The sequence below is a fragment of the Spongorhabdus nitratireducens genome (genome assembly GCA_947387575.1).
Taxonomy (GTDB): Bacteria; Pseudomonadota; Gammaproteobacteria; order Pseudomonadales; family Endozoicomonadaceae; genus CANDOC01.
In genome coordinates this window covers 236775-251088 of the sequence record CANDOC010000003.1, presented here as the reverse complement: position 1 = coordinate 251088, position 14314 = coordinate 236775, and the positions used below count along the sequence as shown (strand labels likewise).

Below are 14314 nucleotides of genomic sequence, written 5' to 3'. Positions count from 1 at the left end.
GCTTCAGTTATTTTTGTACTGATGAGAGGGAAGCCTTATAACCTCAATTTACTTAAAGGAATTCATATTGCGAGTAAAAGCTGAATAAGGGAATATATAGAAACAATCTGATACTGCGAACCTCGTTGAAGAGGATTACACAAAGAATAATTTGCTTCTCGACATCAGCTGAATTGCATGACAAAGTCATCGGCGGACTTGTCTCAAAAAATCAGTATCAACGTGTGTGAGGCATCAGCCAGCATGTGTATAGAGTCTACTCCAAGTTGCCTTCACCAGTTTATGCGTCAGTACATTAAGCTGGGTTATTTGGTACAGCCAATTTAAGGTGCTGCACTAAAATTAGTGACACTGTTGAAAAATTCCAATGCAGAAATATTGTTTGAGGAAAATTTATCGGAAAACCTATACGACAGTGTTTTGTTGTTGTATTTTGCTGTGTAGTTGAGGGACTGAATGAAAATAAAGCCTTACGATCACAGAAACACAAGAAAAAAACTGACAGTCAAGAATAAATAACGAGAATCTAACTGCCGGTATAGAAGCTTCAAAGCAGCCGGGTAGAAAGTCATAATTTGGATAAGTAATGAAGTTAAAACAAAAAATTGAAAAGTTAGTCAATCATCTGACGGATGGTTTGCACGAGCGTGAGGAGATTGTTTCTGTGGCGCTATTGGCGGCACTTGCTGGTCAGAATACATTCCTCTATGGTCCGCCGGGAACAGCAAAAAGCCTGATTTCACGGCGTATCGCCTGTGCCTTTACAGAACCGAAATACTTTGAATACCTTATGAATCGGTTCAGCACCCCAGAAGAAGTTTTCGGGCCTGTTTCAATCAAGGCTTTAAAAGAAGACCAGTACATCCGGAAAACCAACGGGTACTTGCCTACAGCTAACTTTGCGTTTTTGGATGAGATCTGGAAGTCCAGCCCGGCAGTGTTAAACACTCTGCTGACGTTGATCAACGAGCGTCTTTTCCGTAATGGTGAGGATGTAGATAAGGCACCTCTGAAGGCCCTGATTGCGGCATCAAATGAAACCCCGGCAGAGGGTCAGGGGCTTGAAGCTCTCTATGATCGTTTCATCATTCGCATGATGGTACCTCCAATGCAAAGCCGAGAGAAGTTTGAAGCCTTGCTGCAGAGCAAGCCTGTACTTGCAGATATTACAATTCCTGAAGCGATAAAGTTCACAAGTGAGGATTGGGCTGATCACCTGCAAAATATTGAGGAAGTATCCCTATCTCAGGAAAGTCTGACCATCATATCGCTTATTCGTATTGCCCTTGCTGAAAAAAGTGAAGAGCTGGATGTTTATGTGTCTGACCGACGCTGGCAAAAAGCTGCATTGCTAATGAAAGCATCAGCGATGTTCTGCGGTCGTAGGGTAACCAATCACTCTGATGCTTTATTGCTTCGTCACTGCTTATGGACGTCAGAAGAGAATCGTCAAGCTGTTATCCGTATCGTCGAAAATGCGGTAAGAGAGTGTGGAATAGACCCATTATTAGATTTGTCAAAATTTGATGTAGAAAAAGAGCGTTTAGAAAAAGAGATTGAAGAAGAACTCTATCATACAGATGATGTATATAAAACTATTACTCTGGGTGATGGGCAAGAGTATTTCGAAGTTAATGCTGAATATAAACCGTACCGGAAGAGTACAAAAACCGTTACTTTTTATATCAAGAAGGCTCTTCATAAAAAAGATGGGGTATTTTCACCTGTTGATGAACGAGGTCAGGAAATTGGCTGGGTAAGGTGTGATTTTGATAAGCAAGGATCGTGCTCAATAGAAACTCAAGAAGACCATAATCCTGAGGAAATAAATTATTGGAATGAGTCAGAACCATTTAAGCCAGAGATTTTATTTACTAAGGGTTCAAAGAAAAATAAGGTCAATAAAAGGCTGATATCATCATTGAAAGAAGATGCTATAGCCCTTGAGAAAGGCATATCAGAATCACTGAATTTAGTTAAGGATAAACAAATAACGTACGAGGAAGAATTAAAGACACCCTTTGTTCCATATAATGTGATGAGCATCTCTATAGAAGGGGTAAATAACCAGATTAATGACCTTAATCTAAGGCTCTTTGATTGTGAGCGTTTGATTGCCCTATGTAAGTGAGATCTGATGTGAATAACCACTTGTCTGTTTTGCAAGATGATCTCAAAGAAGAGTATTCGAAAACTCTGAGAGATTATCCAATACTCGAAGATAACGTACTCTCTCAGCTGAACGGTTGGGAGAGTGATCTGCTATCAATTCTTTCATCAGATTTTCCATTTCTTGAGAATGAAGAGCTCTGCAAGAAAGCAGAATATAGCTTAGCTTCAGATGATACTAGTATAGAAAGCATTGAAGGTGATCTTGAGCACTTTGATGGTTTTCTTTGTTCTGCAAAACTGCCAAGAGATAGAGTGTTCTGGGATGAAAAAATATTAGATCTTCAACTACGACAGGGGCACTGCTATGGAGAATTTCGGCAACTTCTGCAAAGGGAATGGCGTAAGCAACTTAGCAAAAAAAGAGCTGAATGGGAGATTGAAACAGCTAGTCAGTTTAGGAGAAGGTACTTAGAGCAACTCAAAGACTGGCTGGAAAAACTTAGTGATATATTGAAGTATATTGAGTCACTCGGATTGGAGCCTGGTTTCTTTCTGGATTTTTCCAAAGGAAGCATATCGTTATCAGATATAGACCAGCTAAAAAGGTGGGCTGATTATCTCTCTACAGACCAGGGCGTAAAAAACTTGTGCGAGCTTTTGGGAAAGATGAGACTCATGAGTCTCTCTGAGAAACTTGAAGCTGCTAAAACTGTGGTCTCTATTCCAAGCACCTTCCCTGATATAAACTCAAAAGAGGAAATAACAGGCATAAAACTCGGTAAAGAAATAGAGCATGCTTTACCTTCAGAGCTGGCCCTTCTTTCAGATCCTGAGACAGCAATTTTATTCGACCTGAAGTATGTAGAGTCACGTCTAATGTGTTTCGACTTGGAAGGAGTTCAAAGGGGGAGTACAGAGACTGAAATTGAGGAAATGAAGCCTGTCACAGAGAAAGAAAAAATGGGGCCTATAGTTATTTGTGTTGATACTAGTGGCTCTATGCACGGCTCCCCTGAAACTATAGCTAAGGCAGTAACACTCTATCTGGCGACAACCGCAAAAGAGCAGGAGAGGGATTGTTATCTCATTAACTTTTCAACAGGCATAGAAACACTGGATTTATCTGGTGGCTACAGCTTAGGTACATTGATCTCATTCCTCCAGAAATCGTTTTATGGTGGAACTGATGTAGCTCCAGCAATCCGGCACGGTTTATCTGTCATGCAGGGCGAAGCATATAAGAATGCAGATATGTTAATCATCTCTGATTTCGTTATGGGGTCTTTGCCTACTGATATGCTGAAATCAATTGAGCTACAAAGAGAAAGAGGGAATCGTTTTTATTCTCTATGTATTGGTGATGAGTTCATGTCTAATAGGCTGAAAAGTCATTTTGACCGTGAATGGATTTATGATCCATATAGCTCAAGTATTCGGGAATTAATTAAAATTCAGAATGATTTATTAGAATATGAGTAATAAGAAGTTCAGAAGCACTGATATGGTGTATTTTTTGGTGGTACACAAGAGTGATTATGAAAACTTGGTGCTTACCTAATAAAGCTGACTAAAAAGCCCCGAATATCTTGAGTTGGAAGTCCGGAGCTTTATGGTAATTTCTTTACTTTTTCTCGTATCACGAGATCGCGGTAATCAATTGGATTAGATGTGGAGGTATATGACAGGTTTCGTATGATTTGGGCGGATGGTGTCAGTCAATATAGTAACTACCATTCCCAGTCAAAAAAATCCCTGAGCTTTATACCCAAAGCCTTGGCCAGTTTTTCCATGCTGGCCAAGGTGATGTTCTTCTCCCCACGTTCAATGTCACCAATGTAGGTACGATTTAACCCCGCTCTGTGGGCCAACTCTTCCTGAGTTAAGCACTGCTCCTGCCTGATTTCTCGTAAACGGTTTCCAAACTCTTTCTGTACTGTAGCCAAAGCCAGCATCCTTCCTGTGAACAGAAAAATACTGATTTCCATCACGCTATCTCTACCACCGTCTATAATTGGAGTTTTGTAAGTTGTTGGGCTAAGTCCGTAGCTATGCCTCGGCAGGAGTTGCTGTAAATGACCAGAAAAAGCACCACTCGAGAATTTCGTGAACGTGCAGTGTCCATGGTGATGGCGGGAAAAAGCACGGAGGAGGTAGCGGAGGAACTTCTGGTTGAGCATCATAAAGTCCGCCGATGGTTTACCTCTGCTACCAAAGCAACGGTTACATCTTCGGCAGGTTTATCTGGTAGTTCTCAAACTAGAAAACAGCAGAGCTCACCTCGGAGGAAAAAATGTGCAGTTCAGAAAGATTTCGATAAAGAGCGACTACTACAAGAAAACAGGTATCTGAAGGAACTTGTACATCTCAGTTCGTTGTGGATCTCTGTCTATGCCGAAATGCAGACGGAATATCAACCGGGCCAGTAGCTCCTGAGTATGTTGCTGCGTCCAGACCCTTTGCCTGCTGAATCTCTGGAAAGTTACTTCATCCGGTTGGCTGATTTATATGGGTACACCCCAAAGCAGCTTATTGAACGATTTCATATCATTCTTGATGAAGTAGATCAGAAATTATCTGGAGCGCTGCCCGGTAATTTATGGCAGCTCAATGTCTGTCATGCCAGAGTTTCATCTTCTCTCCGGGTTGAGTGCCTTGAACTTTTGGCAGAAAAAATGTGCAAGGGACGCTTGCCAGTTTTGGAGCTGGCCGTTTTCAGATCAAAAACAAGATATGCATCTCAACACCATTCGCTGTATTGGCAAGGTCTGGACATTCCTCGTTCCTTCGTTCGTAAGGGCAGCATTCCTGTTTGCCCAAAATGCTTTGAAGAACACGAGAAACCTTATGTACCTTTTTACTGGCATCTGCATCTTGTAAGAGCCTGTCATAAACACAAATGCATGCTTGTTGAGCAATGCCCGGATTGCTTGCAGGAGCTCAATTACATGCGCACGGGCAATCTAAAGGGCTGTTCATGTGGAAAGGTATATGAAACTATGCCTTCAAAAGAGGCTCCTGAGTTTCTCTGGCAGCTTGCTGATAAGGTTCAGGAAGAAAAAACTGATCATGCTCATTCCGGCAATCTCCTCTTCAATCTTGATGACATTCATCAGCTCTTTGGAGCTATTCTGTGGTTCTACTCTTATGCCGCAGAGCGTGGAAACCAGAGAAGTATTTCTGATGACACCTTGCCTGACTGTATAGCCTTTTTTGATCAGTGGCCTCAAAGCCTTAACGCGCTGCTGAAGGAAAAAATTGAAACAGCCATTATGCTTTCGGATCGTCGTTTTTCAGAAACACCATTCAATTCAATCTTTGGTCGCATCCTGATAGTAAGCCGGTGTTTGCCAAACAAAGATTTCAACTCAAACCCAATACTCAAAGCTATTTTTGCCTATCTGGACGCGTGTATGCACTCTGAGAGCGAATTGTCAGAAATTGGCTACAGTCTGCTGAATGGATATGAAGCCGCCGCTTTACTCGATACCTATGATGAACAAGTAGCAAGGCTGCTGGATGAAGGAATACTGCCTGCAGCCAAAAGAATTAAAAACACTGCTGTATTTGATCCAAAGCGTCCGCTTTTTCCATTGAAAACTACTTTTAACGTCTGGTTAATGCGGTTCCAGTCACGGCTTTCTAATCGTCATATTTACCTGCCAAGGTGGTAGCCATGATCGTGTTGGATGAACTGATAAAGGAGACTGAAAGTAAAAAACTGGATGATACCTTGAAAAAGGCGTTCTCTGCTCTTGCTGATCCTGTCGTGATTGACAAGCGAGAACGTGAAACACTGCTTTTTCTGGTCAATCGGACGATCAGGGGCAATAAGAAGTTTTTTGATAAGTCCTCTTTGGGGTTACTCAAAGATGAGTCTTGGCGAAATGACCTCCTGAAGGTTACCCAGTGGATACACACTCATAACTTGAAATATCCCTACAGCAAAGCTGACGGGTGCATTTTCTACTATGAACAACCCTTGCGACTCAGGAAAACCAAAATTCTTGGCTATGCCAAAGACGCAAAGCAAATTAATAAATGTCAGTTTCTGATAACAGAGTTTTTCTGGAGAGGAAGTGTGACCAGCCTGGCTGAACAGTTTGCCTTTTATTATGAGGATGACTACAGCCTTGTGGATCAGCTATTAGAATTAGGCTTACCAGAGGGCTGTATTCCTGTATTTCAGAAAAGGTGTTCAGAAGCACTAAAAGTCAGGTTGCCTGATTCTGTTCATCAACACTGTAAGCAGGTGCGCTTTTTAGTGGAGGATGGCCAACCTATTGCTGTAACTCCCGTTGTTAGCACAGGAACACAACAGCTTATTCATAAGTTGACTAAAGAGCCTGAGATTTATGGGGCAACTGTTTTTCATAATCGACCCTCTGCGTTAGGATCATTTGTAAGTGCATGCGCTGGAAGAGTTCGGTGTTTGAATTATCCACCTAGGCTTGGGAATCAGGATCGATCAACAGATGACCTAATCAGACAATGGCGCTATAGACACCATTTACTCAATGAATCAGCATTGTTCAACAAGCAGGCAATCAACCTTCTTTTTGACATACTCAGAGAAAATAAATGCTTCTCAACCTATCAGGCATTAAAAAAGAGAAGAGAGGAAAGAAAGCGTTGCTTGCAGAAGCTTTTTAGGGAGCTTTTTGCTGATATTTTACTGCTTAGATCTAGATCGCTATCTCAATATCCAAAGCTATCGAGAGAAATCCATGGGAGCATTGAAAAAGGTGTGATCACTGGAGATTTTGATCATGAACAAGTATCCAGCCACTTCACTCGGCAGATTCACGAGCTTCTAGAAAGAAGCAACTTCAGTCAGGATTTAGCTTATCAACCAGTCTTGCTGAAAGCTATTACTAACGGTATTAGATCATTTTTCAGTGGGAAAAATACCGGCAAACCAACGGAAAACTATATCTATATACATTTTGAGCGATTGCTTGCGTATGGTGCCAATTGCCAAGCATCTCCTTATTTGATTGGTCTTCCCAGCCTGACTGCTTTTGCAGGCCTTGTTGATGCATTTTTATTGAAACTAGGGGTAATAGAACAAAAAGCGTTTGCTATAGTGCTTCGCCGCTTTGCCCGAAGGTTAGGGCATCCGCTAGCAAAACAAACCAGTAAAAATCAAATCGTAAGGAATGACACGGTCATCGATAGCCAACACTGCGATATTGAGTTCGACTTGGTTGTCCGGCTGGATAAGAGGAGCGAAAATTTCGATTGTAGTATTCGCAACTTATACAGATGTATCCCCAGGCGATTTGCAGGCGGTGTATTGTCATATCCCATCCTGGGAACTTATCAGAAATTATTGTTGTTTCGGCGCTGTAATGTATACCGGAGTAGTGAAGAATTTTTTAATGGATTACGTCTGCTTCCAAGCTTTACAAGGTTTATCGGAGGTGTCGGTTCGGGCCTAAGAAATCAGAATCTTAATGACTTGCATGATATTTTAAAAAAATTATCAGTGCTCCCAGTAAACAGTGGGTTTAGATTTCTCGGAGGCTTATGTCACCGAGAAGGCGCAATTGCAGATCTTCATGCTTATGGTGAGCACATACATTGTCTTGTTGAATTAAATACACCTGCATCTGTACTCACTTTTTCTGAAATCAGAAAACAAATTTTTTGGAATATACATATATCAGAGTTTGCAATAGAGATTTGCTCAGGTGTCAGCCATGATTGAACTATGTAAGCAGTTATCTCAAATTCGGTCGTTTTTTTTTAGCCCTGCCTTTTTTTATTGGACTCATAAGAATACAAAAGAAGAGATCCCACTAGAGTGCTGCACCAGAACGACTCTCGGGCTCAGAGATGGTTATTCCAAAGCATATAAAAAAAATGGTGAAATAAAAAATGATTTATCATGTTTGGAACTCTCTTACGGAAACCCACAAACAATTGATGAGTGCTTTTTACCTCCAGAAGCCGAGCATGTGATTGTTAGGTTTTCACTTCAGGTATGTGCTTACACTCAAGAGTTTCATTCATGCAGTAACCCTGATGTACGCAGGGTTCTTCAGGAGTTTGCTGCTACTTGCAAAAGCATTGGTGTCTACAACGAGCTTGCTAGGCGATATTTGCTCAATATTTTCATGGGACGTTGGCTCTGGATGAATCAGAGGACAAAAAGCACAGAAGTCAGCTTAACGAACCAAGATGATGACTGTATATATTCAGTTGCTGATGTTCAAAGAAGGCGCTGGACTGGTGATATGTCTGGCTTCGAGGAGCAGTACCAAAAATTGATTGACAGGCTCGCCCTTGCACTAACAGAAGAGCAGCACTATTGGGATATTGTGGTTGAAGCCAAGCTGAAATTTCGTCCAATGGCAGAAATATTTCCCAGCCAGACTTTTACGTCTCACTCTGAAAAAGAGAGAAGCCGTATCTATGCCAAATACTGTCTTGGGGAAGTAGAGCAACTCATATTTACCTCTCATAAAATTGGTGCCGCAGTTCATGCTATTGATAACTGGCGAGATGGTGCAGATGACTGGCTTCGCGTTTCAGCATTCGGCTCTGATCGAAATAATGCAACAGCACATCGTCATCCAAGCACGGGATACGATGTTTATTCAATAATGAGTCAAGCTGATGAGCTGACAGAGTTAATCAACAGCGGCAAAAAGATTGATACAGATATCATGAACAAGATTCATTACCTTGCTGCCATGCTTGTTTGTGGTGGTATGCGTCAAGTAGGTGAGGAATAACCATGCGTCACGCTTTTGTGGTTCAATTTTCAGACTCGTCGTCAGACTTTTTTTTGCTTGCAGCCAGATGCCATCAGGCACTGCATAGTTTTCTGTGCCGTCATAACTTACGAAATATAGGAGTGGCTTACCCACATTGGAGTGAAAGCACGGTTGGTGATCAGATAGCGTTTGTTTGTCGCAATAAACCAGTATTGCAGAAGCTTTCAAAACACCCACTTTTTTCTTCAATGAAGCAAGTAAAGAAATTCGACTGGAGCGATGTTATTACTATTCAGGAGGGAGGTTCTGAAGTCCAGTACTGTAGAACTCAGAAACCAGATAAATACAATCAAGCCGGATTGGTAAGGGATGCTCGAAGAAGAGAAAAGCGGGGAATACAACCAAGAAAATATAACCCTGAAGCGCTGGTGTTTGAGCACTACCACTCAATTAAAAAACGAGAAGGTTGTTTACACATACAGCGAAAGCTGGTTCAGAGAGTCTCTCATGGGGCATTTAGTAGTTATGGACTGTCTGGTGAAACGAACCCTGGAACTGTGCCAATGTGATGATTACGATTTCTGTGTCTATTACCCTGTTTTGAAAGAGGAGGATAGATTTTAGTTATGTCAACCTATTTGAAAATTGCTGAAAAATAGGTGTTTTGAATAAATCTAATCTAAGCTGTTGATGCTGAATGACATTTTAGGAATGCACTTTCAGTGCTCTGCCGGATAGGCAGTTGATTAGGATGCAAAAACAACTTTAATCCAGCCTTCATCGTGCTCTGCCGGATAGGCAGTTGAGTAAGAATGAGGTATGGAAGCATACCCTGAATTGAGGTTTTCTGCCGGAAGGGCAGTTTGAAATCGGGGCCATAGATAGGCTCCGTGTCGTTACTACCAATGTATTAATTGGCTTTTCCGACATTCGGAAACTTAGCAGTTATAGATTTTCATTATATTCTTCAATGAAACTCAGTAATTTTCATATATTGCGTCATAAACCTGTTTTCACCTTTTTCAGCATGTTTTATATATCTTGCTAGGCATGGGTTGCCATTTACACCTTATGGGTCACCCGACACTTCTGCGCGAGGTGTCGGCGCCAGACCTTTCGGGGTTCGGGTAAACAGCGGGTCATTAAACAACTGACGCAATCGTGCCAGATTGCGGCTGATAGCAGGCTGGGTCAGATTCAGGCGCCCGGCTGCTCGGGTGACATTGCGCTCTTCCAAAAGCACATGAAGTACCGGAAGGAGGTTGAGGTCGGCGGCCGACAGGTTTTTGATACTCATCGATATGACTGCTGTTTATATTGATGATAATTCCAATGCATTGGAGGCATGATTGCAACGCATATAAAGTCTGTGTGTCGCTTATTTGGAATACGCCTTCGAAAGGTCACCAACATGTATATTGAAAACAGTCGCAAGATCCATCTCGCCCGTCGCCCAGAGGGCATGCCTGTCGCTGAAGACTTCGAAATTGTGACCGAGTCAGTTGCCGAGCTGAAAGACGGTGAAGTACTGGTTAAAAACCTGTGGATGTCTGTTGATCCATACATGCGTGGCCGAATGATTGACCGTGCCAGTTATATTGAACCTTTCAAAGTTGGTTCAGTACTGGAAGGCGGAGCCATCGGAGAAATTGTTGAATCACGTAACCCTGCTTTTCCGGAAGGTGCAAAAGTTTCCAGCATGAACGGCTGGCGGGAGTACTTTATTGCTGACGGACAGGGCTTGCAGCTGCTGCCAGAAACCGGAGCGCCAGTGCAGTCATTTCTGGGTGTGCTGGGCATGCCGGGCATGACGGCTTACACCGGCCTGTTAAAAATCGGTGAGCTGAAAGAAGGTGACAATGTCTTTGTGTCTGCCGCTTCCGGTGCGGTGGGTGCTATTGTTTGCCAGATTGCCAAACTCAAAGGTTGTTATGTTGCTGGCAGCGTCGGTTCTGATGAGAAGGCGGAATATCTGAAATCTCTGGGTGTAGATGCGGTTGTAAACTACAAAACCTCAACTGACCTGCAGGCTGATATTGCCAAAGCCTGCCCGAAAGGTGTCGATGTTTATTTTGAAAATGTTGGCGGTGCTCACCTGGAAGCGGTTCTGAACCAGATGAATGAGTATGGTCGTATTGCCGTATGTGGAATGATTGATCAATACAATGCAACGGCTCCTGTACCTGGCCCTGCCAATTTGTCTCTGCTAATTATCAAAAAACTGAAAATGCAGGGCTTTATTGTTTTCGATCACTGGGATGGATATCCGGCTTTTGTTCAGCAAATGGGTGAGTGGTTGCAGCAGGGCAAGATCAACGCACGTGAAACTGTGTATGAAGGTATTGCCAGTGCACCGGATGCATTTATGGGCCTGTTTACCGGAAAGAATACCGGGAAAATGCTGGTGAAGCTTGGCTGAACAGAAGACCCTGTCTTAAACCTCTTGTGAGTGAACTGCTGCCGATGATGTGTGTGCCGTCTGCAGCAGTTCACTCAAAGGTAATCCCCATATGAATATTTTATTTGTACTGACTTCTCACGACCAGTTGGGTATTACCGGTGAAAAAACCGGATTCTGGATTGAAGAGTTTGCAGCACCTTATTACACCTTTGCAGATGCCGGAGTACAGGTAACGCTGGCATCTCCTGCGGGTGGTCATCCGCCTGTCGACCCGAAAAGTGCATTGCCTGACTTCCAGACAGATGCCACTCGCCGGTTTGATCAGGATAAAGAGCTTAAAAGCAAACTGGAAAACACCGTGCAACTGTCGGATGTCAGGGCTGACGATTTTGATGCTGTTTTCTATCCGGGAGGACATGGTCCTTTATGGGATCTCACAGCTAATGATGAGTCTATCGCTTTGATCGAACAGTTCACCGTACAGAACAAACCGGTGTCTGCAGTTTGCCATGCTCCGGCGGTTTTGCTGAATGCAAAAAATGCTCAGGGTGAACCTTTAGTAAAAGATAAAATCGTAACCGGTTTCACCAACACCGAGGAGGCTGCCGTTGCGCTGACGGATATTGTGCCCTTTCTGCTTGAAGATGAGCTTAAAAACAAAGGGGGAAAGTATCGTCATGGTGATGACTGGCATCCATATTGTGTCCAGGATGGTTTGTTGGTTACGGGTCAGAACCCTGCATCGTCTGAAGCAGTCGCTCAGGCTGTACTCAATCTTCTGAAGTAAGGCGAAACTTATGATTAAAGTTCATCACCTGAAGCAATCCCGCTCAACCCGGGTTATCTGGCTGCTGGAAGAGCTGGGACTGGATTACGAACTGGTTACCTACGATCGTGATCCGCAAACCAATCTGGCTCCTGCAGTGTTGCGTGAAATCCATCCGTTGGGAAAGGCGCCAATTGTTGAAGATGACGGTCGTATTCTGGTTGAATCTGCCGCTATTCTGGAATGCCTGCTCGATAAGTATGCACCGGATAAATTGCGCCCTGCACGTGACTCTGTGGATTACCCAGCCTATCAGCAGTGGCTGCATTTTGCTGAGGGTTCAGCAATGCTGCCGGTATTGTTGAATCTTTTCTTGAACGGGCTCGATATTGGTGAAGCTCCGGTTGTCGGGTACGCCAGAAAAGAAGCCATGCTGGACTTTGCTTACATCGAGAGTGTGCTCACACAATCAGATTTTTTTGTGGGTGATACCTTTACTGCTGCGGATATTATGATGGCTTCTGTTCTGATGTTTGCGATGAAACAGAACATGCTGACTGAATATCCGGCTACACAGGCCTACCTTGGGAAAATCATGCAGAGAAAAGCATTTCAGAAAGCGGCATCTTTTGAGTAAATCTGAAAAGGCTGTCAGAAATATGACGGCCGTCTCTGTCTGGTATCTCTCATTCACATTTACGTCACACTGAAGATCTCATAATACAGTCAAGTTAACTCATAAATTGTCGGTTCAGCATGAGATTAAAATTGAGGTCTTCCCCTTTTGCTTATTCTGGCAAGTGGTTCCTGTTCTCGTTGGTTGGCGCATGTCTGGTTGCCGTCCTGCACTTTTCTGATAGCGATGACGCGCTGATGCGCTTCTGGCTGGATACCATAACCCCTTCCAGTGAGAAGCAGGCAGCAGTCTGGCTCAATGATTATGAAGTGGATATTGATGCTCAGGTCGTTGAAGGTATCGATGACAACCTGTCAGGACTAACCTGGAACAGTGAAACAAGTACGTTGTTTGCAGTTACCAATGGTCCGAATAGTGTTCTGGAATTAACCCCTGATGGCAAATTGTTGCGTACCGTTGCTCTGGAAGGCTTTGAGGACGTTGAAGCGATTGCCTGGATTGAAGGTCATCGTTTTCTGGTGACGGATGAGCGTATTCAGAGCGTCATTCAGATTGAGATACCGCCACAGGCTAGCAGTATTTCCTACGATCAGTTTCCGCAGGTGCAGGTTGCGACCTCTGCCAGTGGGAATAAAGGCTTTGAAGGTATTGCCTGGAATCCTGCCAGTCAGAAAGTCTGGGTTGCCAAAGAGCGGGATCCCATGGCGCTGTACCAGATAACCGGTTTTGGGTCGCAGGGCTTGGGCAAGAAAATTCAGATTGCTGCTGATATGGATTTGTTGGAGCAAGTCACCCGAGACAAGAATGACTTGTCGGGCCTGCACTATGATCAGCGAACCGGGAACCTTCTCGTATTAAGTGACCAGTCCCGTGTACTGGCAGAAGTCGATGAAAATGGAGATGAAGTCAGCTCCATGGATCTGGGAAGGTTATTTGCAGTCTCCAGTCACTTGCCTCAGCCCGAAGGTGTAACGCTGGATGATCAGGGAAACTTGTATATTGTCAGCGAACCGAACCTGTTATATCGATTCAGGAAACCAACCAGGGACATGTTGGCGAGCACTTCCCGATTGCCGTCATTATTGGCAGCAATCAGTCAATGACCTTTCTTGTGCAAGGTATGCGTCCTGTAGAAGTGATGTCTCTTCTATCTGATAAAAAGCCCGGCATGGAGCCGGGCTTTAAATTGGAAGAGCTTACAGTGTGCTGCGCAGCATCCAGGCTGTTTTTTCATGAATTGCCATACGATCGGAAATGAGCGAAGCACTGGATTCATCATCAGCAGACTGGGCTATTTTCAGGACATTACGACAGGTGACAACAACCTGTTCATGAGCCCGAGTGAGAATTTTCACCATATCAGTGGCTTCCGGTACACCCTCCACTTCTTTAACCGAGCTCAATTCAGCAAATGCTTTATAGGTTCCGGGAGCAATGCACCCAAGAGTACGGATACGTTCGGCGATTTCATCAACAGCCGTAGCCAGTTCGGTATAGTGCTCTTCAAACATAAGATGCAGCTCCCGGAACTGGGGGCCGGTAACATTCCAGTGAAAGTTGTGTGTCTGCAGGTAGAGGGTATAACTGTCTGCTAACAGATGACTCAAACCCTGAGCAATGTCGTTACGGTTGCTGTCGGAGATACCAATATTGATTGGGGTAGACTGATTCATGGTGTT

15 protein-coding genes are annotated in these 14314 nt (G+C 43.6%); 12 read left to right on the top strand and 3 right to left on the bottom strand.

From position 1 onward, the window contains the following. Window positions 1-80: 80 nt before the first annotated feature. The 3 genes from ACYZZ0_RS07685 (at window position 81) to ACYZZ0_RS07675 (ending at window position 3591) form a co-directional block, all read left to right on the top strand. Window positions 81-230, top strand: coding sequence for an IS1 family transposase (locus tag ACYZZ0_RS07685; RefSeq protein ID WP_461536179.1), 150 nt, complete (start codon window positions 81-83; stop codon window positions 228-230). Window positions 231-586: 356 nt separating this feature from the next. After that, window positions 587-2131, top strand: a complete 1545-nt coding sequence (locus ACYZZ0_RS07680) for an AAA family ATPase (RefSeq protein ID WP_461536018.1) — start codon at window positions 587-589, stop codon at window positions 2129-2131. 8 nt (window positions 2132-2139) lie between these two features. Then, window positions 2140-3591: a VWA domain-containing protein gene (locus tag ACYZZ0_RS07675; protein WP_461536017.1), complete on the top strand. Its 1452-nt coding sequence runs from the start codon at window positions 2140-2142 to the stop codon at window positions 3589-3591. Between the two features lie 248 nt (window positions 3592-3839). Here ACYZZ0_RS07675 and ACYZZ0_RS07670 read toward each other — a convergent pair whose 3' ends face one another. After that, a complete protein-coding gene (locus ACYZZ0_RS07670) occupies window positions 3840-4097 on the bottom strand; it encodes a helix-turn-helix domain-containing protein (RefSeq protein ID WP_461536016.1) in 258 nt (85 codons plus the stop codon). Between the two features lie 87 nt (window positions 4098-4184). Here ACYZZ0_RS07670 and ACYZZ0_RS07665 point away from each other — a divergent pair, with 87 nt between their 5' ends. From ACYZZ0_RS07665 to cas6f, 5 genes are read left to right on the top strand one after another with little or no spacing between them, the layout of a single operon-like run. Further along, window positions 4185-4538 (top strand): hypothetical protein, encoded by a 354-nt coding sequence (locus ACYZZ0_RS07665; protein WP_461536015.1) that lies wholly within the window; start codon window positions 4185-4187, stop codon window positions 4536-4538. A gap of 9 nt (window positions 4539-4547) precedes the next feature. Then, complete coding sequence (locus tag ACYZZ0_RS07660) at window positions 4548-5783, top strand: TniQ family protein (RefSeq protein WP_461536014.1); 1236 nt, start codon at window positions 4548-4550, stop codon at window positions 5781-5783. A 2-nt stretch (window positions 5784-5785) separates the two neighbouring features. Further along, window positions 5786-7819 carry a hypothetical protein gene (locus ACYZZ0_RS07655; protein ID WP_461536013.1) on the top strand — a complete coding sequence of 678 codons (2034 nt, stop codon included), beginning with the start codon at window positions 5786-5788 and terminating at the stop codon, window positions 7817-7819. Further along, entirely contained in the window at window positions 7812-8849 is a 1038-nt protein-coding gene (gene csy3 / locus ACYZZ0_RS07650) for a type I-F CRISPR-associated protein Csy3 (protein WP_461536012.1), read from the top strand. The genes ACYZZ0_RS07655 and csy3 overlap by 8 nt, the downstream gene beginning before the upstream one ends. Before the next feature lie 2 nt (window positions 8850-8851). Continuing rightward, window positions 8852-9400 (top strand): type I-F CRISPR-associated endoribonuclease Cas6/Csy4, encoded by a 549-nt coding sequence (gene cas6f / locus ACYZZ0_RS07645; RefSeq protein WP_461536011.1) that lies wholly within the window; start codon window positions 8852-8854, stop codon window positions 9398-9400. A gap of 500 nt (window positions 9401-9900) precedes the next feature. On the opposite strand, the gene ACYZZ0_RS07640 is transcribed toward cas6f, so the two are convergent. After that, on the bottom strand, window positions 9901-10128 hold the full coding sequence (locus ACYZZ0_RS07640; RefSeq protein ID WP_461536010.1) for a LysR family transcriptional regulator: 228 nt from the start codon (window positions 10126-10128) through the stop codon (window positions 9901-9903). Window positions 10129-10242: 114 nt separating this feature from the next. Between ACYZZ0_RS07640 and ACYZZ0_RS07635 the strand changes: the two genes are divergently transcribed. The 4 genes from ACYZZ0_RS07635 (at window position 10243) to ACYZZ0_RS07620 (ending at window position 13738) form a co-directional block, all read left to right on the top strand. After that, entirely contained in the window at window positions 10243-11250 is a 1008-nt protein-coding gene (locus ACYZZ0_RS07635; protein ID WP_461536009.1) for an NADP-dependent oxidoreductase, read from the top strand. Between the two features lie 91 nt (window positions 11251-11341). Then, complete coding sequence (locus tag ACYZZ0_RS07630; protein WP_461536008.1) at window positions 11342-12019, top strand: type 1 glutamine amidotransferase domain-containing protein; 678 nt, start codon at window positions 11342-11344, stop codon at window positions 12017-12019. A gap of 10 nt (window positions 12020-12029) precedes the next feature. Beyond that, complete coding sequence (locus ACYZZ0_RS07625; RefSeq protein WP_461536007.1) at window positions 12030-12635, top strand: glutathione S-transferase family protein; 606 nt, start codon at window positions 12030-12032, stop codon at window positions 12633-12635. 131 nt (window positions 12636-12766) lie between these two features. After that, entirely contained in the window at window positions 12767-13738 is a 972-nt protein-coding gene (locus ACYZZ0_RS07620) for an SdiA-regulated domain-containing protein (protein ID WP_461536006.1), read from the top strand. 93 nt (window positions 13739-13831) lie between these two features. Here the strand turns inward: ACYZZ0_RS07620 and ACYZZ0_RS07615 are convergent, their stop codons facing one another. Then, complete coding sequence (locus ACYZZ0_RS07615) at window positions 13832-14308, bottom strand: Dps family protein (RefSeq protein WP_461536005.1); 477 nt, start codon at window positions 14306-14308, stop codon at window positions 13832-13834. Between the last annotated feature and the right edge of the window lie 6 nt (window positions 14309-14314).

What these genes read in the sequence shown, in the direction of transcription:
- ACYZZ0_RS07680 (WP_461536018.1), top strand. Translation starts at nt 587, where the DNA reads ATGAAGTTAAAACAAAAAATTGAAAAGTTAGTCAATCATCTGACGGAT.
- ACYZZ0_RS07670 (WP_461536016.1), bottom strand. Translation starts at nt 4,097, where the DNA reads ATGGAAATCAGTATTTTTCTGTTCACAGGAAGGATGCTGGCTTTGGCT.
- ACYZZ0_RS07665 (WP_461536015.1), top strand. Translation starts at nt 4,185, where the DNA reads ATGACCAGAAAAAGCACCACTCGAGAATTTCGTGAACGTGCAGTGTCC.
- ACYZZ0_RS07660 (WP_461536014.1), top strand. Translation starts at nt 4,548, where the DNA reads ATGTTGCTGCGTCCAGACCCTTTGCCTGCTGAATCTCTGGAAAGTTAC.
- ACYZZ0_RS07655 (WP_461536013.1), top strand. Translation starts at nt 5,786, where the DNA reads ATGATCGTGTTGGATGAACTGATAAAGGAGACTGAAAGTAAAAAACTG.
- csy3 (WP_461536012.1), top strand. Translation starts at nt 7,812, where the DNA reads ATGATTGAACTATGTAAGCAGTTATCTCAAATTCGGTCGTTTTTTTTT.
- cas6f (WP_461536011.1), top strand. Translation starts at nt 8,852, where the DNA reads ATGCGTCACGCTTTTGTGGTTCAATTTTCAGACTCGTCGTCAGACTTT.
- ACYZZ0_RS07640 (WP_461536010.1), bottom strand. Translation starts at nt 10,128, where the DNA reads ATGAGTATCAAAAACCTGTCGGCCGCCGACCTCAACCTCCTTCCGGTA.
- ACYZZ0_RS07635 (WP_461536009.1), top strand. Translation starts at nt 10,243, where the DNA reads ATGTATATTGAAAACAGTCGCAAGATCCATCTCGCCCGTCGCCCAGAG.
- ACYZZ0_RS07630 (WP_461536008.1), top strand. Translation starts at nt 11,342, where the DNA reads ATGAATATTTTATTTGTACTGACTTCTCACGACCAGTTGGGTATTACC.
- ACYZZ0_RS07625 (WP_461536007.1), top strand. Translation starts at nt 12,030, where the DNA reads ATGATTAAAGTTCATCACCTGAAGCAATCCCGCTCAACCCGGGTTATC.
- ACYZZ0_RS07615 (WP_461536005.1), bottom strand. Translation starts at nt 14,308, where the DNA reads ATGAATCAGTCTACCCCAATCAATATTGGTATCTCCGACAGCAACCGT.